Genomic DNA, 19,233 nt, shown 5'->3' with positions numbered 1-19,233 from the left:
GCAGCACGGCGACCAGCGCCACCGTCAGCGCCAGCACCAGGCCCAGCACCTGCGCGAAGGACGACAGATCGAGCAACCAGGCCAGCGCCCCGGCCGCCGCCGCGACCGCCAGGCTGATGCCGATGCCGCGCCAGGCGCGGCGCCGCTGATCGACGTAGTAGCGCGGCGGCACGCCCGGGCCCTGCCCCGCGTCCAGCCAGGAAAAATGGCGCAAGCCGCCCGCGCCGCCCTCGATCACGCCGACGCGCACGGGCGTGGCCTGCAACGCCAATCCCCGCAGCGTGCGGATATCGGCCGGGTCTTCGAACGCGCCGTTGACCGGCACGCCGTTCACCCGCAGGAACACCTGGCCGCGCACCCGCGGCACCGCCTCCCGGAACTGGTCGATGCGGCCTTCGATCGTGGCGGCCACCGTGTTCGTGCGCTTGGACATGCGTGCTGGCGGGCCGCGACGGGCGCGGCCGGTACTGGAAAGCGCCCAGCATACCGCAGGGTCCGCCGCACCCGGGAGAGGCCCGCGCTTTCATGGTTTTTTTGCATCAACCCGGCAGTTAATTGCACTTCACGGCGCCGCGGCCACGGCGGGAAAATGCCCTGGCGATCAGGCGCGGCCGCCAATGCTTAACGCGCTGCCGGCCCTCCCCCGGCGCCGCGCGCAACGACAAGGAGCCCGATCATGAACATCGCCCTGGAACGCCTGGCGCGCCAGCTCGACCTGGATGCGCCCGGCAACGAACGGCTGCGCCTGGCCTTCGGCCACGCCTGTACCCAGCGCGTCGAGCATCTGCTGGAGGAACCGCGGGCGCTGGACTGCCTGGCCGTGCTGGGCCGCTATCTCGATGGCGCCTGTGACGCCGAAGCGCTGGCGCGGGCCGCCGCCCTCGCGGCGGCGCTGGCCAATCATCATCCCGGTTCGACCTCCATCGACGGCTGCGGCCATGCCGCGGTATCGGCCACCTATGCCGTCGCCAGCGCCTTGGCCGGCAAGGCGCTGCGGGCGGCCGAGTACGCGGCCTACGCCGCCGTCTATGGCCAGGGCGGCTACGGCGCGGTGTCGGATCCGGCCTCGTTCGACATCGAGCACGCCTGGCAGGCGGACTGCCTGGCGCGGTGCGCGTTGCCGGCCTGAAGCGCCGCTGTGAGCACCCCGGCGCGCTCACAGCGGCCCCGCGGCCAGCATGAAGCTGCCGCCACGGATCACGTGCAGCAAGCGCGGCCGGCGGCCGCCATCGACCTTCCTGCGCAGGCGACGCATGGCGATCGCGACGGCCTGGCACTTGACGTGCCCCGCGCCCAGGCCCGGCGCCCTGGCCTTCCAGACCGACTCGGCCAGTTACCAGCTGGTGAACACCGCGCCCGGGCTGCCCATGAGCATGGCGAGCAGCCCGAACTCCTTCGGCGTCAACAGCAGCGGCTCGCCATCCCGGTACGCGCGACAGCGCAGCAGGTCCAGCTCCAGGTCCGCGAATTGCAGCCTGTCGCCGGACTCGGGCATGCACGTCAGCAGGACGTGACCCATTTCAGGGATGCCCCGATGCCGCGGGCGCGGCTATCGGCGGCTCTCGTTCTGGCGCTGCACTTCGGCCTGGTAGTCAGGGCCCGAGCGCAGCCGCACATACTCCGAGAACGCCGCCTTGTACTCGGGACTGTAGATGTCCGGCGTGGCCTCGCCGCGCCAGAACCGGTCCACGCCGGCGCGCTTCCACAGCGCCAGGTCGGCCAGCACCTCGGCGCGCGAGAGCGACGCGCCGTAGGGGCTGGCCAGGGCCGTGGACGGCGCCTGCTGGGCCAGCGCCGTGCCGGAAACGCCCGCCGCCAGGGCCAGGATCAGTGCGGTTTTACGAAGAATCTGCATGCTTCACTCCTATGAATCGTGGGGGGTACTGCACGGGATTCATTCTAGGAAGGCGATGCAGACAGAAAGCGGATAAGGGGATTACGTTTTTGCAATGAAAAAGCGCCACGGAAACCGTGGCGCTTCGAGGCCGCGAAGCAATCGCGGGATGCTTACCGCACCTTCCCCGCCTTCCAGGCCTCCAGCAGCTGCTCGTACGCCACCGTTTCGCCCTTGGGCTTTTCATTGCCCAGCTTCTTCCACGGCGCGTGCTGATCCGACAGCCACTTGTTCGGATCGCCCTTGGCGTTCAGCTTGGGCGCGCATTGCGCCATGCCGGCCCGCTCCAGCCGCGCCATCACCTGGTCCATTTCGTTGGCCAGGTTGTCCATCGCGGCCTGTGGCGTCTTCTCGCCGGTGACGGCGGTGGCGACGTTCTTCCACCACAGCTGCGCCAGCTTGGGATAGTCGGGCACGTTGTTGCCGGTCGGTGTCCAGGCCACCCGCGCCGGGCTGCGGTAGAACTCGATCAGGCCGCCGTAGTTGGCCGCGTTCTTGCTGAAGTAGTCGCTGTGGATGTCGCTGTCGCGGATGAAGGTCAGGCCGGTGATCGACTTCTTCAGCGACACCGTCTTGGCCGTGACGAACTGGGCGTAGAGCCAGGCGGCGGCCATCTTGTCGGGGTTGGTGGACTTGAAGAAGGTCCACGAGCCCACGTCCTGGTAGCCGTTCTGCATGCCGTCCTTCCAGTACGGACCATACGGCGACGGCGCCATGCGCCACTTGGGCGTGCCGTCCTCGTTGACCACCGGCAGGCCCTTCTTGGTCATGTCGGCGGTGAAGGCCGTGTACCAGAAGATCTGCTGCGCGATCTGGCCCTGCGCCGGCACCGGACCGGATTCCGAGAAGGTCATGCCCATGGCCTGCTGCGGCGCGTACTTCTTCATCCAGTCGACGTACTTGGTCAGGGCGTAGACCGCGGCCGGACTGTTGGTGGCGCCGCCGCGCGCCACCGAGGCGCCCACCGGCGTGCACTTGTCGTCGGCCACGCGGATGCCCCACTCGTCCACCGGCATGCCGTTGGGCAGGCCCTTGTCGGCGGCGCCGGCCATCGACAGCCACGCGTCGGTGAAGCGCCAGCCCAGCGACGGGTCCTTCTTGCCGTAGTCCATGTGGCCATAGACCTTCTTGCCGTCCAGCTCCTTGACGTCGTTGGAGAAGAAGTCGGCGATGTCCTCGTAGGCGGACCAGTTGGTCGGCACGCCCAGGTCGTAGCCATACTTGACCTTGAACTTGTCCTTCAGGTCCTGGCGCGCGAACCAGTCGGCGCGGAACCAGTAGACGTTGGCGAACTGCTGGTCGGGCAGCTGGTACAGCTTGCCGTCCGGCGCGGTGGTGAACTTGGTGCCGATGAAGTCCTTCAGGTCCAGGCCCGGGTTGGTCCATTCCTTGCCGGCGCCGGCCATGTAGTCGGACAGCGGCAGGATGGCGCCGTAGCGGTAGTGGGTGCCGATCAGGTCGGAGTCGGAGATCCAGCCGTCGTAGATGGACTTGCCCGACTGCATCGAGGTCTGCAGCTTCTCGACCACGTCGCCTTCCTGGATCAGGTCGTGGTTGACCTTGATGCCGGTGATCTCGGTGAAGGCCTTGGCCAGCACCTTGGACTCGTACTCGTGGGTGGTGATGGTTTCCGACACCACGTTGATTTCGTTGACGCCCTTGGCCTTGAGCTTGGCGGCGGCCTCGATGAACCACTTCATCTCGGCCATCTGCTGGTCCTTGGACAGGGTCGACGGCTGGAACTCCGAATCGACCCACTTCTTCGCTTCCGGCTCGCCGGCCCAGGCCCCTGACGTACCGATCAGGGCGATGGCGGCCGCCATGGCGTGCATGCGCAATTTCATGACCTGTCTCCTCGATAAGTCCTCCCCATGGGTGCTGCGGACTTCTGGCCGGGGAAGACATTGGCCGATCGTCCTTCCAAACCGCTGATATCGCGCGGGGTCTGCGCCCCGTCAGCCTTTCCTCATGATGAAGGCCAGCAGCAGCATGGACAGCACGAAGCTGATCCACACCGATGGCGGCTCATCCAGCGAAAACCATTCCACCGCCTTCTGCCCGAACCCCAGGAACGCCAGGTTGAGCCAGGCCGCGGCCATCAGGCCGATGAAGAGGCGGTCGCCGCGGGTCGTGCGCAGCGGCAGGAAGCCCTTGCGCTCGACCGTGGGCGATTTCAGTTCCCAGACCGTCATGCCCACCAGCATCAGCACGATGCAGGAGAAGAACACGGCGACGGGGGTGGTCCATACCATCCAGCTGAACATGTGGCGCCCTCCCCCTCAGACCCGGCCCATCGCGAAGCCCTTCGCGATGTAGTGCCGCACGAACCAGATGACGATGCCGCCGGGCACGATGGTCAGCACCCCGGCCGCCGCCAGCACGCCCCAGTCCATGCCCGAGGCCGAGACCGTGCGCGTCATGGTGGCGACGATGGGCTTGGCGTTGACCGAGGTCAGCGTGCGCGCCAGCAGCAGCTCGACCCAGCTGAACATGAAGCAGAAGAACGCCGCCACGCCCACGCCCGACTTGATCAGCGGCAGGAAGATCGTCAGGAAGAAGCGCGGGAACGAATAGCCGTCCACGTAGGCCGTCTCGTCGATCTCGCGCGGCACGCCGGACATGAAGCCCTCCAGGATCCACACCGCCAGCGGCACGTTGAACACCAGGTGCGCCAACGCCACCGCCAGGTGCGTGTCCATCAGCCCGAACGAGCTGTACAGCTGGAAGAACGGCAGCAGGAACACCGCCGGCGGCGTCATGCGGTTGGTCAGCAGCCAGAAGAACACGTGCTTGTCGCCGATGAAGCGGTAGCGCGAGAAGGCGTAGGCCGCAGGCAGCGCCACGGCCAGCAAGATGACCGTGTTGATGACCACGTAGATCAGCGAGTTGATGTAGCCCGAATACCAGGCCGGATCGGTGAAGATGGTGCGGTAGTGCTCCAGCGTGAAATCGCGCGGCCACAGCGTCAGGGTGCTGACGATCTCGGTATTGGTCTTGAACGACATGTTCAGCATCCAGTACAGCGGCAGGATGGCGAACACCAGGTACAGCGCCAGGAAGGCGCCGCGCCACCAGGTCGATTGCTCACGCATTGGCGCGCTCCTCGTCGAAACCGCCGGTGGTGCCGGCGCGCTGCATCCAGTTGTACAGAATGAAGCAGAGCAGCAAGATAATCAGGAAGTAGATGATCGAGAACGCCGCTGCCGGGCCCAGGTCGAACTGGCCCACGGCCTTCTGCGTCAGGTACTGCGACAGGAAGGTGGTGGCGTTGCCCGGCCCGCCGCCGGTCAGCACGAACGGTTCGGTGTAGATCATGAAGCTGTCCATGAAGCGCAGCAGCACCGCGATCATCAGCACGCCGCGCATCTTGGGCAGCTGGATGTAGCGGAACACCGCCAGGCGCGAAGCGCCATCGATGCGCGCGGCCTGGTAATAGGCGTCGGGAATGGCGCGCAGGCCGGCATAGCACAGCAGCGCCACCAGCGGCGTCCAGTGCCAGACGTCCATCACCAGCACCGTGACCCAGGCGTCGAGGTCGTTGCCGGTGTAGTTGTAGTCCACTCCCAGCCACGACAGCGTCGCCCCAAGCAGGCCGATGTCGGTGCGCCCGAACACCTGCCAGATGGTGCCCACCACGTTCCACGGGATCAGCAGCGACAACGCGATGATGACCAGCACCGCCGAGGCGCGCCAGCCGCTGGCCGGCATCGACAGCGCCAGCAGGATGCCCAGCGGGATCTCGATGGCCAGCACCGCCAGCGAGAAGCCGATCTGGCGCAGCAGCGCGCCGTGCAGTTCCTCGTCCTGCAGCACGGCGGCGAACCATTCGGTGCCGACGAACACGCGGCGCTCGGGCGAGATGATGTCCTGCACCGAGTAATTGACGATGGTCATCAGCGGCAGGATGGCCGAGAACGCCACGCACAGCACCACGGGCAGGACCAGGAACCAGGCCCGGTGATCGATCGGTTTCATCGGATCAGCTCCTCGTCGCGGTAGAAGCAGGTATGCGGATTGAGCGCCGACAGCCACACCGTGGCGCCGGGCGCGATCGAGGCGGCGTCGGTGCCCAGGCGGGCGCGCAGCGGCGTGCCCTCGAAGTCGGCCAGCAGCAAGGTGTAGGTGCCCACGTCCTGCACCCGTTGGACCGTGGCCGGGATGGCGCCGGGCGCGTTGGCGTCGGCCAGGCGCAGGTATTCCGGGCGCACGCCCAGCTTGACCGGGCCGACGTCGGCCAGCCTGGCCGCCATCGCATCCGGCACGCCGTCGACGCGTCGCTGGCCCACCATCAGGCCGCCGTCGCGCCACTGCGCCGGCAGGAAGTTCATGCCGGGCGAGCCGATGAAATGGCCGACGAAGGTGTGCGCCGGCCGCTCGAACAGGTCGTCGGCGCTGCCCACCTGCACCGCGCGGCCGCGCGCCATCACCATCACCTGGTCGGCGAAGGTCAGCGCCTCGGTCTGGTCGTGCGTGACGTAGATCAGCGTCAGCTTGAACTCGTGGTGGATTTCCTTGAGCTTGCGGCGCAATTCCCACTTCAGTTGCGGGTCGATCACGGTCAGCGGCTCGTCGAACAGCACCGCCGACACATCGTTGCGCACCAGGCCGCGGCCCAGCGAGATCTTCTGCTTGGCGTCGGCCGTCAGGCCGCTGGCGCGGCGCTCCAGCACGTGCGACATCTCCAGCATCTCGGCGATGCGGCCGACGCGCTCGCGGATCTGCTTGGCGGGCACGCCGCGATTGCGCAGCGGGAACGCCAGGTTCTCGGCCACGGTCATGGTGTCGTACACCACCGGAAACTGGAACACCTGGGCGATGTTGCGCGCCTGCGGCGTCTTGTGGGTGACGTCCTGGCCGTCGAACAGGATGCGGCCATGCGATGGCCGCAGCAGGCCCGAGACGCAATTGAGCAAGGTGGTCTTGCCGCAGCCCGAGGGGCCCAGCAAGGCGTAGGCGCCGCCGTCGCGAAAGGTGAACTTGAGCGGCAGCAGCGCGTAGTCCTCGTCGGCCTGGGGATGGGCGACGTAGGAATGGGAGAGGTCCAGCTCGATCTGCGCCATCAGGCCATCCCTCCGCTGGCGTGCGGCCGGGCGGGGGCCGCCAGCAAGGCGCCGTCGGCGCCGAAGGCATAGGTCTGGGCCGGGTCGAAGTACAGCGTCAGGCGCTGCTCCAGTGTGTAGCGATGCACGCCCGGCAGCTGCGCGACCACGTCGCCGGCGGCCGTCTCGGCGTGCACGAAGGTGTCGGACCCCGAGATCTCGGCCAGCTTGACCACGCCGTCCAGGCCGATGTGGCCGGGACGCGCCGCCACGTCCAGCGCGCCCGCCCGCAGGCCGGCGGTGAGCCCGCCGCCCGCGCCCGGCGGCAGGGGCCGCGCGACCGCGATGCCGCCCTGCAGCGTGAAGCCGTCGGCGCCGCGCTGCGCGGCGAACAGGTTCATGGGCGGATCGCTGAAGGCGCGCGCCACGCGGATCGAATTGGGCCGGTGGAAGACCTCGGCGGTCGGGCCGTACTGCAGCAGTTCGCCCGCGTCCAGCACGGCGGTGTGGCCGCCCAGCAGCAGCGCCTCGCCCGGCTCGGTGGTGGCGTAGACCACGGTCGAGCGGCCCTCGGCGAACAGGGCCGACAGCTCATCGCGCAGTTCCTCGCGCAGCTTGTAGTCGAGGTTGACCAGCGGTTCGTCCAGCAGGATCAGCGGCGCATCCTTGACCAGGGCCCGCGCCAGCGCCACCCGCTGCTGCTGCCCGCCCGACAGTTCAGACGGATGACGGGCCAGCAGGTGGTCGATGTGCAGGCGCGCGGCCATGGCCCCGACCTTGTCGGCGATGCCCGACACGCCGCGCAGCTTGAGCGGCGAGGCGATGTTGTCGAACACCGTCATGGACGGATAGTTGATGAATTGCTGATACACCATGGCGACGTTGCGCTGGCGCACCGGCACGCCGGTCACGTCGGCGCCGTCGGCCAGCACCCGGCCCTCGGTGGGCCGGTCGAGCTCGGCCATGATGCGCATTAGCGATGTCTTGCCCGCCAGGGTCACCCCCAGCAAAACGGTCATGGCGCCCGGCACCGGGGCCAGGCTCATGGGATACAGGTGCGTCTGCGAGCCGGCTCGCAAACCTATCCTGTCCAGGGTCAGCTGCATCTGGTCTCCTGCCTCTAATACATCCCCGGTTTATCGACCGGGCATCGGTACGTCGGTACAGCGGCCCTCGCGGCGCGCGAGAACGCGCCGGTTCAGGTTTTTCTTTCAGATCGCTTTCGTTTTTTTTGCGTTTTACTCAAGAAGCGAAAAAAATACAATCTTGCAGCGCGTCATTATTTTTCGCTTTTGTTGTTTTATGATGCGACTGTGACACTCAATACGCCAACATGACACTCAATCCCAGACAAAGCGCCTTGATCGAAATGGTTCGAGCCCAGGGCTCGGCCACGATCGAAGAGCTGGCCAAACGCTTCGACGTCACGCTGCAGACCGTGCGGCGCGACGTCAACATTCTTTCCGAAGCCGGCCTGCTGTCGCGCTTCCATGGCGGCGTGCGCATCGAAGCGTCCACCATCGAGAACATCGCCTACCGCAAGCGCCAGGGGCTGCATGCGGCCGGCAAGCAACGCATCGCCGAGGCCGTGGCCCGCGCCGTGCCCGACGGCTGCTCGCTGATCCTGAACATCGGCACCACCACCGAGGCCATCGCCCGCGCCCTGCTGCGCCACCGCGGCCTGCGCGTCATCACCAACAACCTGCACGTGGCCGACATCCTTTCCGACAACCCGGATTGCGAAGTCATCGTCGCCGGCGGCGTGGTGCGTTCGCGCGACCGCGGCATCGTCGGCGAGGCCACCATGGACTTCATCCGCCAGTTCCGGGTCGACATCGGCCTGATCGGCATCTCCGGCATCGAGGCCGACGGCACGCTGCGCGACTACGACTTCCGCGAAGTGCGCGTGGCCCGCACCATCATCGAACAGTCGCGCGAAGTGTGGCTGGCCGCCGACAGCAGCAAATTCAAGCGCCAGGCCATGGTGGAACTGGCGCACATCTCGCAGATCGACCGCTTCTTCACCGACGCGCATCCGCAGGAGCCGCTGGCGCAAGTGCTGCTGGACGCCGGCGTGCGCTGCGAAGTCGCCGCCGCGCCGAACGCGGCCAAGGTACCCGCCTGACCCGCTTGACCCGGCCCGTGGGCACGGCGCTTGCGCCCCGCCCGGCCGGCACGAACAGAAACGAACACCGCACCGAACCCTAGCGGCCCCGCCGCCCCACGCATATGAACCAACCGCTCGCCACCGTCACCCCGCCCGACCGCAACCGCCTGCTGGCGCAACTGGACAACACGCCAGCCTGGGACGTGATCGTCATCGGCGGCGGCGCGACCGGCCTGGGCACCGCCGTCGACGCCGCCAGCCGCGGCTACCGCACCCTGCTGATCGAGGGCGCGGACTTCGCCAAGGGCACCTCCAGCAAGGCCACCAAGCTGGTGCACGGCGGCGTGCGCTACCTGGCGCAGGGCAACATCAGCCTGGTGCGCGAGGCGCTGCACGAACGCGGCCTGCTCAACCGCAACGCGCCGCACCTGGTGTGGCCGCTGGGCTTCGTGGTGCCGGCCTACAACCTGCTGGACCAGCCCTTCTACGGCATCGGCCTGAAGATGTACGACATGCTGGCCGGCAAGCTGAACCTGTCGCCGAGCCGCTGGCTGTCGCGCCGCGATACGCTGGCCAACGCGCCGACGCTGGCCGAGAACGTCAACGGCCGCGGCCTCAAGGGCGGCGTGCTGTACTACGACGGCCAGTTCGACGACGCGCGCCTGGCGCTGAGCCTGATGCGCACGCTGTTCGACCTGGGCGGCACTGCGGTCAACTATGTGCGCGCCACCGGCCTGACCACCACCGGCGGCAAGGTCGACGGCGTCACCGCGCAGGACGCGCTGGGCGGCGCCAGCTTCACGCTGCGGGCGCGCTGCGTCATCAACGCCACCGGCGTCTGGGTCGACAGCGTGCGCCGCATGGAAGACAAGAACGCGCCGACCATGGTGGCGCCCAGCCAGGGCGTGCACCTGACGCTGCCGCACGATTTCCTGCCCGGCAAGCGCGCCATCCTGATCCCCAAGACCGATGACGGCCGCGTGCTGTTCGTGGTGCCGTGGAACGGCCACACCATCGTCGGCACCACCGATTCGCCGCGCAACGACCTGCCGCTGGACCCGGAAGCCGGCGCCCAGGACGTCGATTTCATCCTGAGCACCGCCGCGCGCTACCTCAGCCGCAAACCGACCCGCGACGACGTCACCAGCGTCTGGGCCGGCCTGCGGCCGCTGGTCAAGGCCACCGGCGACGCCTCCACCAAGTCGCTGTCGCGCGAGCACACCATCCTGGTGTCGCAGGCCGGCCTGGTAACGGTCACGGGCGGCAAGTGGACCACCTATCGCCGCATGGCGCAGGACGTGGTCGACACTGCCATCCAGCACCAGCTGCTGACGCAGGCCAGCTGCCGCACGGAGTCGCTGGCGCTGCATGGCGCCAACGGCCTGGCGCCGTCGCAGGAACACGCCGGCACGCCGGACAGCTACTACGGCAGCGACCTGCCCGTGCTCAAGGCCCTGCCCGGCGCCGAGCGCATGCTGGTCAAGAGCAGCGGCCTGTCCGAAGCCCACGTGCGCTTCGCCGCGCGCTTCGAGCTGGCGCGCAGCGCCGAGGACGTGCTGGCGCGCCGCAACCGCGCGCTGTTCCTGGACGCCGAGGCGGCCCTGCTGGCCGCGCCCGAAGTGGCGCGCATCCTGGCCGAGGAACTGGGCCACGACGCCGCCTGGCAGCAGCGCACGCTGCAGGAACTGGCCACGGTCGCGGCGCACTACCGCCTGAAGTGAGGCGCTGAAAAGTGACGCGCTGAAGTCACACGCTGAAGTGAGGCGCTGAAGCGGCGCGCCCGGGCGCGCCGTGATCGCCCCCACCCGCAACGCCGCGCCGGCATGGCGCGGCGTTGTCGCATGGCGCCGGGGCCTGTTCACACGACAAGAAGCCTCGCACAGGCCCTAAGGTACGCGCAGCGGACTGGACTGGATCATGGTCTCGAACACGCGCAGCAGGTCCGGATCGCACTTGGACCCGGCCTCGCGGTTGAGGATACGCATGATCTCGGCGTGCGTGCGCGCCGGGTGGTAGGGCCGCGCGTCGCCCAGCGCGTCGTAGGAATCGGCCAGCGAAATGATGCGCGCGTGCAGCGGGATGTCGTGGCCCGCCAGGCCCTCGGGATAGCCCGAGCCGTCGAAATGCTCATGGTGGTGCCGCACGGCCAGCGCGATGCGTTCGCGCTGCGGCATGTCGCTCTGCAGGATGATGGCGGCGCCCACGGCGGCGTGGGACTTCATGATTTCCCAATCCTCTTTTTCGAGGCGCTTGGGCGAGAACAGCACGCGATCGGGGGTGCCGATCTTGCCCACGTCGTGCAGGCGGGCGGCAACGGCGACAGCCTGCTGCTCGTCGTCGTCCAGGCCGCAGGCCCGCGCCAGCGCCACGCTCAGGGCAACGACGCGGTGGCAATGGCGTCCGGTGGCGGCATCTCGGGCCTGCATCGCGGCGAACAGCGCCGCTTCACAGGAACCTGCGGGCAGCGCGGACGCCGCGCTTGGGGGTACATCTGGAGGCATCGGTAGGGGCGCGCGCGGTTGCAACGGAACCGCGCGCCTGTGTCAGAAAGTATCAATTCTGACACAGCTCGACAGGCCCGTGCGCCGCCGCGCGAACCGGCCGCGCGGCCTTGCGGCTCAAGCCTTCAGCCGCGCCAGCAGCGCCTCTGCCACGCCGACCGACGAGGCCGGATTCTGGCCCGTGATGAGCAGGCCGTCGGAGACGATGTGCGGCTGCCAATCGGGCCCCTTGCTGTACAGGCCGCCCAGCAGCGCCAGTTCGTCCTCGACCAGGAACGGCACCACCGCGGTCAATTGCACCGCCGCTTCTTCCGTGTTGGAAAAGCCGGTGACCTGGCGGCCCTGCACCAGCGGCTTGCCGTCGGCCGTCTTGGCATGGCGCAGCACGCCCGGCGCGTGGCAGACCGCCGCCACCGGCTTGCCGGCGGCCAGCATGGTCTCGATCAGCGACACGGACTTGGGGTCCTCGGCCAGGTCCCACAGCGGGCCGTGGCCGCCGGGATAGAACACCGCGTCGTAGTCGGCGGCCTGCACCTCGGCCAGGCGGCGCGTGTTCGCCAGGCGGCGCTGCGCCTCGGGGTCCTGGCGGAAGCGGCGCGTGTCGTCGGTCTGGGCGTCGGGGTCGTCGCTCTTGGGATCGAGGGGCGGCTGCCCGCCCTGCGGCGAGGCCAGCGTCAGCGTGGCGCCCGCGTCCAGGAAGGCGTAGTACGGGGCGGCAAATTCCTCCAGCCAGAAGCCGGTCTTGCGGCCCGTGTCGCCCAGCGTGTCGTGGGAAGTCAGCACGATCAGGATATTCATGTTGCGCTCCTATTCATCCGGGCCGACGCGCACGATGCGCTTGCCGGCGTTCTCGCCCTTGAGCAGGCCCATCAGGCCGCGCGGCGCGTTCTCCAGGCCGTCGACCACGTCTTCGCGGTACTTGATGCGGCCGTCGCGCAGCAGCTCCTCCATGGCCGCGCGGAATTCGCCGAAGCGCGGCGCGTATTCGTTGAAGATGATGAAGCCCTGCATCTTGATGCGCTTGGTCAGGATGGTGCGCATCAGCAGCGGCAGGCGGTCGGGGCCGTCGGGCAGGCTGGTGGCGTTGTAGGCCGAGATCAGGCCGCAGACCGGCACCCGCGCGCGCGGATTGAGCAGCGGCAGCACCGCGTCGAACACCGCGCCGCCGACGTTCTCGAAATACACGTCGATGCCCTGCGGCACCGCCTTGGCCAGCAGGTTGGCCATGGCCGGATCGCGGTGGTCGATGCAGGCGTCGAAACCCAGTTCCTCGACCACGTAGCGGCATTTGTCGGCGCCGCCGGCGATGCCGACCGCCTTGCAGCCGTGGATCTTGGCCAGCTGGCCCACCACCGCGCCGACCGCGCCGCTGGCGGCGGCCACCACCACGGTTTCGCCGGCCTTGGGCTGGCCGATGTCCAGCAGGCCCATGTAGCCGGTGAAGCCCGGCATGCCGAGCACGCCCAGCGAGTACGACGGACGCTCGGGCGCCGAACCCAGCTTGAGCAGGCCGCTGCCGTCGGAGACGGCGTAGTCCTGCCAGCCCGACTGGGACAGCACCCATTCGCCCACCGGATAGTCGGCGTGGCGCGAAGCCACCACCCGGGCCACGGTGCCGCCCACCATGGGCTGGCCGACCTGCACCGGCTCGGCATACGAGGGCGCGTCGCTCATGCGGCCGCGCATATAGGGATCGAGGGAAAGATAGACCGTGCGCAGCAGCAGCTGGCCCGGGCCGGGTTCGGGCACGGCGTCGGTTTCCAGGCGGAAATCGCTGTCGGCGGGTTCGCCGCGTGGCCGCGAGGCCAGGACGATGCGGCGGTTGAGGGAGGACGATTGCGGCATGGCGTGCTGACTCCTTCTGTTCCGGTTCAGGCATTACACCACCTCCGCCGGCCGGTCCGTCCGTCGACCCTGCCGGCCGCCCCCCCCTTTTAATTAATTAAATATTTAATTAGAATCTGCCCCATGCCTGCCAAGCCTTCCCCCGCGCGCCGTCCCGGCCGCCCCGCCCGCCCCGACAGCGCCGCCGTGCGCGACCAGCTGCTGGACATCGCCACCGACCTGTTCGCCACCCAGGGCGTGGCCGCCACCCGCCTGGCCCACATCGCCGAACGCGCCGGGTTCACCTCGGCCATGCTGCATTACTACTTCAAGAGCCGCGACCAGTTGCTGGACGCCGTGGTGCTGGAACGCGTGGTGCCGGTCATCGGCTACGTCTGGAGCCCGGTGCCGCAGACGCCCCGGCGCCTGGACGGCTCCACCGACACGGCGCGCGCGGTCATCACCGAAATCGTCTCGCGCATCGTGCGCTGCGGCACCGACCGGCCCTGGCTGCCGGCCCTGTGGATGCACGAGGTTGTCAACGAAGGCGGCCAATTGCGCGAACGCGTGCTGCGCCACCTGCCGGCTCAGCGCCTGCAGGTGTTCGCCGGCCTGATCGCCGACAGCCAGCGCGCCGGCGCCATCACCCCGGGCGTGGAGCCGCGGCTGGTGTTCCTGTCGATCCTGGGCCTGACCCTGCTGCCGCTGGCCACGTCGAGCCTGTGGCGCCGCATCTGGCAGGACGATCTGAAGATTCACGCCATCGACCACGACGCCATCGCCGCGCACGCCACCGCCATGCTCACGGGCGGGTTGTTTTCCCCGCCGGCCACGGCGCCCGACGCCCCCGCCACGCCCGCCGCGCCAGCAAAACGGACCCGGCGCGCCAAGCCGGCCGCCAACACTGAACCGCCCGCCACAGGACGCTGACCATGCGCACCCCTTCCCTCCCGCGCTACGCGCTGCCCGTCGCCGCCGTGCTCGGCCTGTCGCTGCTGGCCGCCTGCGGCAAGCGCGACGATGCCGTCTACCAGGGCTACGTCGAGGGTGAATACCTCTACATCGCCTCGTCCGAGGCCGGCCGGCTCGATACGCTCTCGGTGCAACGCGGCCAGCAGGTCGCCGCCGCCGCGCCGCTGTTCGCGCTGGAGGCGACGCGCGAAACCGCGGCACGCGACCAGGCCGGCGCGCAGTTGGCGGCGGCCAGCGCCCAGCTGGAAGACATCGCCACCGGCAAGCGCCCGGCCGAAATCGACGTCAGCCGCGCCCAGCTGGCCCAGGCCGAGGCCGCCAGCCGGCGCTCGGCGGCGCAGCTGGCGCGCGACACCGCGCAGTTCCGCGCCGGCGGCGTGGCGCGTGCGCAGCTGGACGACAGCCGCGAGCAGGCCCAGTCGGACGCGGCCCGGGTGCGCGAGCTGCGCGCCCAGCTGGAAGTGGCCAACCTGCCCGGCCGCCAGGATCAGCGCCGCGCCCAGGCCGCCCAGGTCGAGGCGGCGCGCGCGACGCTGGCGCAGGCCGACTGGACCCTGGCGCAGAAGCGCCTGGCGGCGCCCACCGCCGCCCTCGTTTTCGACACGCTGTACCGCGTGGGCGAATGGGTGCCGGCCGGCAGCCCGGTGGTCAGCCTGCTGCCGCCCGGCAACATCAAGGTGCGCTTCTTCGTGCCGGAAACCGTGGTCGGCACGCTCAAGCCCGGGCAGCAGGCCACGGTGCGCTGCGACGGTTGCGGCGACCCGGTGCCGGTGCGCATCGACTACATCTCGCCCCAGGCCGAGTACACGCCGCCGGTGATCTACAGCCGCGAAACCCGCGGCAAGCTGGTCTACATGGTCGAGGCCCGGCCCGCGGCGGACGCGGCCACGCGGCTGCATCCGGGCCAGCCGGTCGAGGCGGCGCTGCAATGAACGGCGCCCCCGCCCGTCCCGCGGCCGAGCCCGGCTACGTCATCGACGTGCACGGCCTGAACAAGCACTTCGGCAACAAGCACGTGGTCAACGACGTCTCGCTGCAGGTGCGCGAAGGCGAAATCTTCGGCTTTCTCGGCCCCAACGGCAGCGGCAAGACCACCAGCATCCGCCTGATGTGCGGCCTGCTGACGCCCGACTCGGGCAGCGGCACCTGCCTGGGCCACGACATCCTCAAGGACAGCGCCGAGATCAAGCGCCACGTCGGCTACATGACGCAGAAGTTCTCGTACTGGGACGACCTGACCATCCGCGAGAACCTGGACTTCGTGGCCCGCATGTACGGCATGCCGAACCGCCGCGAGACCGTTGACCGCGCGCTCGAGGACCTGGGCCTGCAGACCCGCGCCAACCAGCTCACCGGCGCGCTGTCCGGCGGCTGGAAGCAGCGCCTGGCGCTGGCCGCCTGCCTGCTGCACGAGCCACGCCTGCTGCTGCTGGACGAGCCCACCGCCGGCGTCGACCCGACCGCGCGGCGCGACTTCTGGGAACAGCTGCACGAGCTGGCCGCGCGCGGCATTTCGGTGCTGGTCAGCACCCACTACATGGACGAGGCCGAGCGCTGCCACAAGCTGGCCTACATCTCGTACGGCAAGCTGCTGATCCAGGGCACCGCCGACGAAGTCATCGCCCAGCAGCGCCTGACCACCTGGGCCATCCATGGCCATGACCTGGTGCCGCTGGCGCAGCGGCTGCGCGGCGCGCCGGGGGTGGACCAGACCGTGGCCTTCGGCACCGCGCTGCACATCAGCGGCCGCGACGCCGCCGTGCTCGAACGCACGCTGCGCGAGGTCGTGGCCGGGCAGGACCTGCGCCTGGAACGCATCGACACCAGCCTGGAGGACGTCTTCATCTACCTGATGAACCGCTCCGACGACAACTACGCGAGTCCGGCATGAGACGCCACCTGGAGGGTTTCTCGTGGTCGCGCTGGTGGAGCATGGTGCTCAAGGAATTCCTGCAGCTGCGGCGCGACCGCATCACCTTCGGCATGATCGTCGGCATCCCGATCATGCAGCTGGCGCTGTTCGGCTACGCCATCAACACCAACCCCAAGCAGTTGCCGACCGCCGTCATCGTGGCCGACCACAGCCCGTTCACGCGCAGCTTCGTGGCGGCGATGACCGCGTCGGATTACTTCAACATCGTCGAGACCCTGCCCGACGAAGAGGCCGGCCGCGCCGCGCTGGCCCAGGGCCGGGTGCTGTTCGTGCTGACCATTCCGCCCGACTTCTCGCGCCAGCTGCTGCGCGGCGAACGGCCGGCGCTGCTGATCGAGGCCGACGCCACCGACCCGATGGCGACCGGGCTGGCGATCGGCTCGGCCACCCAACTGGCGCAGGCGGTGGCGCAGAAGGACCTGACCGGCCCGCTGGCGCACCTGGCCGGCGGCCAGCCGCCGTTCGACGTGCGCGTGCACCAGCTCTACAACGAAGAGCAGATCTCGCAATACAACACCGTGCCCGGCCTGATGGGCGTGATCCTGACCATGACATTGGTGATGATGACCGGCCTGGCCATGACGCGCGAACGCGAGCGCGGCACCATGGAGAACCTGCTGGCCATGCCGGTGCGGCCGCTGGAGGTGATGACGGGCAAGATCGTGCCCTACATCGCCATCGGCCTGATCCAGGCCACCATCATCCTGCTGGCGGCGTATTTCGTGTTCCACGTGCCGTTCCTGGGCAACCTGGTGACGGTGTACGTGGGCGCGCTGATCTTCGTGGCCGCCAACCTGACCGTCGGCATCACGCTGTCGTCGCTGGCGCAGAACCAGCTGCAGGCGATGCAGCTGACGATGTTCTATTTCCTGCCCAACATGCTGCTGTCCGGCTTCATGTTCCCGTTCCTGGGCATGCCCAAGTGGGCGCAGTACCTGGGCAACCTGCTGCCGCTGACGCACTTCAACCGGCTGATCCGCGGCATCCTGCTCAAGGGCAACGGCTGGTGGGACCTGTGGCCCACCATCTGGCCCATGCTGCTGTTCACCGTGGTCGTCATGACCGCCGCCGTGAAGTTCTACCGCCGCACCCTGGATTGAAGGCCGCCATGCCCCGCCCCCACCTGCCCTTCGCCCGCCGCGCCGCGCTCGTGGCCGCCTGCGCCCTGTTGCCCGGCTGCGCCGTCGGACCGGACTTCGAGCGCCCCGCCGCGCCGCCGGTCGCCGCCTACACATCGCCGACCGACAGCGCCGCCCCCGCCAGCGGCGCGCAACCACGCCTCACCGACGCCGACATCCCGGCCCAATGGTGGCGCCTGTTCCGTTCCGACGCGCTGGACGCGCTGGTGCGGCAGGCGCTGGACGCCAGCCCGACCCTGGAACAGGCCCGCGCCCGGCTGCGCCAGGCCGGCGAGGATCTGAACGCGGAAACCGGCGGCCGCCTGCTGCCGGCCGTCGACGCCAACCTGTCGGCGACCCGGCAGAAGGTCGATCCGTCCGCCTATGGCGTGCCCGTGACCGAGCAGCCCGCGCCATTCACTCTCTATAACGCCTCGATCGACGTGTCCTACACGCTCGATGTGTTCGGCGGCAACCGCCGCGCGCTGGAGGGGCTGGCCGCGCAGGTCGACTACCAGTCGCACGAACTGCAGGCCGCGCGCATGACGCTGGCCGCCAACGTCGTCACCACCGCCATCCGCCAGGCCGACCTGGCCGCGCGCCTGGCCGACACCCGCGAACTGCTGGCGGCCCAGCAGCGCCAGCGCGACATCATGGCGCAACGCCTGCGGGCCGGCGGCATCGCCGAGGCCGACCTGCGCAACCAGGAACTACTGCTGGCGCAGACCGCCGCCACCGTGCCGCCGCTGGAATACCAGCTGGCCCAGGCCACGCACCAGCTGGCCACCTACCTGGGCCGGCCGCCCGCCGCCTGGCAGGCGCCGCCGCTGCGCCTGGCCGACCTGGCGCTGCCGGCCGAAATTCCCACCGGGGTGCCGTCGGCGCTGACCTGCCAGCGGCCCGATATCCTGGCCGCCGAGGCCCTGCTGCACCAGGCCTCGGCCGATGTCGGCGTAGCCACGGCCAACCAGTACCCGCGGTTCACCCTGACCGCCAGCTTCGGGTCGCAACGCACCCGGGCCGGCGATATCACCGATGGCGTCAATGTGTGGAACCTGGGCCTGGGGCTGGTGCAACCGCTGTTCCGTGGCGGTGAACTGCGCGCCCGCACGCGCTCGGCGCAGGCGGCCTACGAGGCCGCGGCGGCCAGCTACCGGCAGACCGTGCTCGACGGTTTCCGCCAGGTGGCCGACGCCCTGCGCGCGGTGCAGACCGACGCCCAGGCCTACGACGCCTATGACGCCGCCTGGCGCCGCGCCGACGACGCCGCCCGCATCGCCGGCGACCGCTACCAGGCCGGCGGCATCAGCCACCTCAGCCTGCTCGACAGCCAGCGCCAGCTGCTGCAGACGCGCATCGCCCGCAGCGCGGCCGATGGCGCGCGCTACGCCGACGTTGCCGCCCTGCTGCAGGCGCTCGGCGGCGGCTGGTGGAACGAGCCGCCGGCGGCCCCCGCCGGCCCCGCGCCCTAGCCCGAAAGCCCGCGCCGATACAGGCCTTGCCGGATCATGTCCGAGAATTCGGGTCAGAAAGTGGCGTTGTGCGACGTTTAGGAATCCGTTGTATCCGATGCATCATGCATGCGCTCAAGCTGCACTGATCTCGACAACGATTCATGAATGACCTACTAGACCTGATCGTCTTCTCGCCCGATGCCCACCGACGCGCGCGCCGCTGCGACGCGCTGGCGGGCATGGGCTTCTCGCCGCGCGGTTGCGAGGACTCGAACGGCCTGTTCCGCCTGTTCCAGGCGCGGCGCACGCCGCTGCTGGTGATGGAAGCCGAACTGACCGATCTCTGCATGGCCGTGGCCGGCCTGCGCGCCATGGACACCACCGCCGGCAT

19 protein-coding genes and 2 pseudogenes are annotated in these 19,233 nt (G+C 69.2%); 9 read left to right on the top strand and 12 right to left on the bottom strand.

Annotated features, from left to right (window positions below):
* Window positions 1-433: pseudogene (locus AOZ49_RS33005) on the bottom strand (hypothetical protein); the annotation flags it as partial.
* A gap of 243 nt (window positions 434-676) precedes the next feature.
* Between AOZ49_RS33005 and AOZ49_RS18730 the strand changes: the two are divergent.
* On the top strand, window positions 677-1,129 hold the full coding sequence (locus AOZ49_RS18730; protein ID WP_054477076.1) for a hypothetical protein: 453 nt from the start codon (window positions 677-679) through the stop codon (window positions 1,127-1,129).
* A gap of 204 nt (window positions 1,130-1,333) precedes the next feature.
* On the opposite strand, the gene AOZ49_RS33620 is transcribed toward AOZ49_RS18730, so the two are convergent.
* The 8 genes from AOZ49_RS33620 to AOZ49_RS18690 all read right to left on the bottom strand — a co-directional run bounded on the left by AOZ49_RS33620 (window position 1,334) and on the right by AOZ49_RS18690 (window position 8,039).
* Window positions 1,334-1,495, bottom strand: coding sequence for a response regulator transcription factor (locus tag AOZ49_RS33620; protein ID WP_231690385.1), 162 nt, complete (start codon window positions 1,493-1,495; stop codon window positions 1,334-1,336).
* A gap of 54 nt (window positions 1,496-1,549) precedes the next feature.
* Window positions 1,550-1,855: a DUF4148 domain-containing protein gene (locus AOZ49_RS18720; RefSeq protein WP_054477074.1), complete on the bottom strand. Its 306-nt coding sequence runs from the start codon at window positions 1,853-1,855 to the stop codon at window positions 1,550-1,552.
* Window positions 1,856-2,007: 152 nt separating this feature from the next.
* On the bottom strand, window positions 2,008-3,738 hold the full coding sequence (locus AOZ49_RS18715) for an ABC transporter substrate-binding protein (RefSeq protein ID WP_054477072.1): 1,731 nt from the start codon (window positions 3,736-3,738) through the stop codon (window positions 2,008-2,010).
* A 111-nt stretch (window positions 3,739-3,849) separates the two neighbouring features.
* Window positions 3,850-4,158: a DUF2160 domain-containing protein gene (locus AOZ49_RS18710; RefSeq protein ID WP_047992707.1), complete on the bottom strand. Its 309-nt coding sequence runs from the start codon at window positions 4,156-4,158 to the stop codon at window positions 3,850-3,852.
* Between the two features lie 15 nt (window positions 4,159-4,173).
* Window positions 4,174-4,986, bottom strand: coding sequence for a carbohydrate ABC transporter permease (locus AOZ49_RS18705; protein ID WP_054477071.1), 813 nt, complete (start codon window positions 4,984-4,986; stop codon window positions 4,174-4,176).
* Complete coding sequence (locus AOZ49_RS18700; RefSeq protein WP_006385278.1) at window positions 4,979-5,869, bottom strand: carbohydrate ABC transporter permease; 891 nt, start codon at window positions 5,867-5,869, stop codon at window positions 4,979-4,981. Before AOZ49_RS18700 ends, AOZ49_RS18705 begins: the two co-directional genes overlap by 8 nt.
* Complete coding sequence (locus tag AOZ49_RS18695) at window positions 5,866-6,954, bottom strand: ABC transporter ATP-binding protein (RefSeq protein WP_054477069.1); 1,089 nt, start codon at window positions 6,952-6,954, stop codon at window positions 5,866-5,868. The genes AOZ49_RS18700 and AOZ49_RS18695 overlap by 4 nt, the downstream gene beginning before the upstream one ends.
* A complete protein-coding gene (locus AOZ49_RS18690; protein WP_054477067.1) occupies window positions 6,954-8,039 on the bottom strand; it encodes an ABC transporter ATP-binding protein in 1,086 nt (361 codons plus the stop codon). Before AOZ49_RS18690 ends, AOZ49_RS18695 begins: the two co-directional genes overlap by 1 nt.
* Before the next feature lie 227 nt (window positions 8,040-8,266).
* Here AOZ49_RS18690 and AOZ49_RS18685 point away from each other — a divergent pair, with 227 nt between their 5' ends.
* Window positions 8,267-9,058: a DeoR/GlpR family DNA-binding transcription regulator gene (locus AOZ49_RS18685; protein WP_054431305.1), complete on the top strand. Its 792-nt coding sequence runs from the start codon at window positions 8,267-8,269 to the stop codon at window positions 9,056-9,058.
* Between the two features lie 104 nt (window positions 9,059-9,162).
* On the top strand, window positions 9,163-10,761 hold the full coding sequence (locus tag AOZ49_RS18680) for a glycerol-3-phosphate dehydrogenase/oxidase (protein WP_054477065.1): 1,599 nt from the start codon (window positions 9,163-9,165) through the stop codon (window positions 10,759-10,761).
* A gap of 165 nt (window positions 10,762-10,926) precedes the next feature.
* Here the strand turns inward: AOZ49_RS18680 and AOZ49_RS18675 are convergent, their stop codons facing one another.
* From AOZ49_RS18675 to AOZ49_RS18665, 3 genes are all read right to left on the bottom strand, one after another.
* Window positions 10,927-11,541, bottom strand: a complete 615-nt coding sequence (locus AOZ49_RS18675) for an HD-GYP domain-containing protein (protein ID WP_054431303.1) — start codon at window positions 11,539-11,541, stop codon at window positions 10,927-10,929.
* 117 nt (window positions 11,542-11,658) lie between these two features.
* Window positions 11,659-12,339 (bottom strand): type 1 glutamine amidotransferase domain-containing protein, encoded by a 681-nt coding sequence (locus AOZ49_RS18670; RefSeq protein ID WP_054431302.1) that lies wholly within the window; start codon window positions 12,337-12,339, stop codon window positions 11,659-11,661.
* A 9-nt stretch (window positions 12,340-12,348) separates the two neighbouring features.
* Complete coding sequence (locus tag AOZ49_RS18665) at window positions 12,349-13,386, bottom strand: NADP-dependent oxidoreductase (RefSeq protein ID WP_054477063.1); 1,038 nt, start codon at window positions 13,384-13,386, stop codon at window positions 12,349-12,351.
* Between the two features lie 123 nt (window positions 13,387-13,509).
* On the opposite strand from AOZ49_RS18665, the gene AOZ49_RS18660 reads away from it, so the two are divergent.
* The 6 genes and pseudogenes from AOZ49_RS18660 to AOZ49_RS18635 all read left to right on the top strand — a co-directional run.
* Window positions 13,510-14,295, top strand: coding sequence for a TetR/AcrR family transcriptional regulator (locus AOZ49_RS18660; protein ID WP_054477061.1), 786 nt, complete (start codon window positions 13,510-13,512; stop codon window positions 14,293-14,295).
* A gap of 2 nt (window positions 14,296-14,297) precedes the next feature.
* Window positions 14,298-15,269: an HlyD family secretion protein gene (locus tag AOZ49_RS18655; RefSeq protein WP_054431299.1), complete on the top strand. Its 972-nt coding sequence runs from the start codon at window positions 14,298-14,300 to the stop codon at window positions 15,267-15,269.
* Entirely contained in the window at window positions 15,266-16,228 is a 963-nt protein-coding gene (locus AOZ49_RS18650) for an ABC transporter ATP-binding protein (protein WP_054477060.1), read from the top strand. Before AOZ49_RS18655 ends, AOZ49_RS18650 begins: the two co-directional genes overlap by 4 nt.
* Window positions 16,225-17,370, top strand: a complete 1,146-nt coding sequence (locus AOZ49_RS18645) for an ABC transporter permease (protein ID WP_054431297.1) — start codon at window positions 16,225-16,227, stop codon at window positions 17,368-17,370. The genes AOZ49_RS18650 and AOZ49_RS18645 overlap by 4 nt, the downstream gene beginning before the upstream one ends.
* Window positions 17,371-17,378: 8 nt before the next feature.
* A complete protein-coding gene (locus AOZ49_RS18640; RefSeq protein WP_054477058.1) occupies window positions 17,379-18,860 on the top strand; it encodes an efflux transporter outer membrane subunit in 1,482 nt (493 codons plus the stop codon).
* A 143-nt stretch (window positions 18,861-19,003) separates the two neighbouring features.
* Window positions 19,004-19,233: pseudogene (locus AOZ49_RS18635) on the top strand (DNA-binding response regulator); the annotation flags it as partial.

The organism is Achromobacter sp. 2789STDY5608615 (genome assembly GCF_001298995.1).
In the GTDB taxonomy this organism is placed as follows: domain Bacteria; phylum Pseudomonadota; class Gammaproteobacteria; order Burkholderiales; family Burkholderiaceae_B; genus Achromobacter; species Achromobacter insuavis.
This window is presented reverse-complemented; position numbering and strand designations above follow the sequence as displayed.

What these genes read in the sequence shown, in the direction of transcription:
- AOZ49_RS18730 (WP_054477076.1), top strand. Translation starts at nt 677, where the DNA reads ATGAACATCGCCCTGGAACGCCTGGCGCGCCAGCTCGACCTGGATGCG.
- AOZ49_RS33620 (WP_231690385.1), bottom strand. Translation starts at nt 1,495, where the DNA reads ATGCCCGAGTCCGGCGACAGGCTGCAATTCGCGGACCTGGAGCTGGAC.
- AOZ49_RS18720 (WP_054477074.1), bottom strand. Translation starts at nt 1,855, where the DNA reads ATGCAGATTCTTCGTAAAACCGCACTGATCCTGGCCCTGGCGGCGGGC.
- AOZ49_RS18715 (WP_054477072.1), bottom strand. Translation starts at nt 3,738, where the DNA reads ATGAAATTGCGCATGCACGCCATGGCGGCCGCCATCGCCCTGATCGGT.
- AOZ49_RS18710 (WP_047992707.1), bottom strand. Translation starts at nt 4,158, where the DNA reads ATGTTCAGCTGGATGGTATGGACCACCCCCGTCGCCGTGTTCTTCTCC.
- AOZ49_RS18705 (WP_054477071.1), bottom strand. Translation starts at nt 4,986, where the DNA reads ATGCGTGAGCAATCGACCTGGTGGCGCGGCGCCTTCCTGGCGCTGTAC.
- AOZ49_RS18700 (WP_006385278.1), bottom strand. Translation starts at nt 5,869, where the DNA reads ATGAAACCGATCGATCACCGGGCCTGGTTCCTGGTCCTGCCCGTGGTG.
- AOZ49_RS18695 (WP_054477069.1), bottom strand. Translation starts at nt 6,954, where the DNA reads ATGGCGCAGATCGAGCTGGACCTCTCCCATTCCTACGTCGCCCATCCC.
- AOZ49_RS18690 (WP_054477067.1), bottom strand. Translation starts at nt 8,039, where the DNA reads ATGCAGCTGACCCTGGACAGGATAGGTTTGCGAGCCGGCTCGCAGACG.
- AOZ49_RS18685 (WP_054431305.1), top strand. Translation starts at nt 8,267, where the DNA reads ATGACACTCAATCCCAGACAAAGCGCCTTGATCGAAATGGTTCGAGCC.
- AOZ49_RS18680 (WP_054477065.1), top strand. Translation starts at nt 9,163, where the DNA reads ATGAACCAACCGCTCGCCACCGTCACCCCGCCCGACCGCAACCGCCTG.
- AOZ49_RS18675 (WP_054431303.1), bottom strand. Translation starts at nt 11,541, where the DNA reads ATGCCTCCAGATGTACCCCCAAGCGCGGCGTCCGCGCTGCCCGCAGGT.
- AOZ49_RS18670 (WP_054431302.1), bottom strand. Translation starts at nt 12,339, where the DNA reads ATGAATATCCTGATCGTGCTGACTTCCCACGACACGCTGGGCGACACG.
- AOZ49_RS18665 (WP_054477063.1), bottom strand. Translation starts at nt 13,386, where the DNA reads ATGCCGCAATCGTCCTCCCTCAACCGCCGCATCGTCCTGGCCTCGCGG.
- AOZ49_RS18660 (WP_054477061.1), top strand. Translation starts at nt 13,510, where the DNA reads ATGCCTGCCAAGCCTTCCCCCGCGCGCCGTCCCGGCCGCCCCGCCCGC.
- AOZ49_RS18655 (WP_054431299.1), top strand. Translation starts at nt 14,298, where the DNA reads ATGCGCACCCCTTCCCTCCCGCGCTACGCGCTGCCCGTCGCCGCCGTG.
- AOZ49_RS18650 (WP_054477060.1), top strand. Translation starts at nt 15,266, where the DNA reads ATGAACGGCGCCCCCGCCCGTCCCGCGGCCGAGCCCGGCTACGTCATC.
- AOZ49_RS18645 (WP_054431297.1), top strand. Translation starts at nt 16,225, where the DNA reads ATGAGACGCCACCTGGAGGGTTTCTCGTGGTCGCGCTGGTGGAGCATG.
- AOZ49_RS18640 (WP_054477058.1), top strand. Translation starts at nt 17,379, where the DNA reads ATGCCCCGCCCCCACCTGCCCTTCGCCCGCCGCGCCGCGCTCGTGGCC.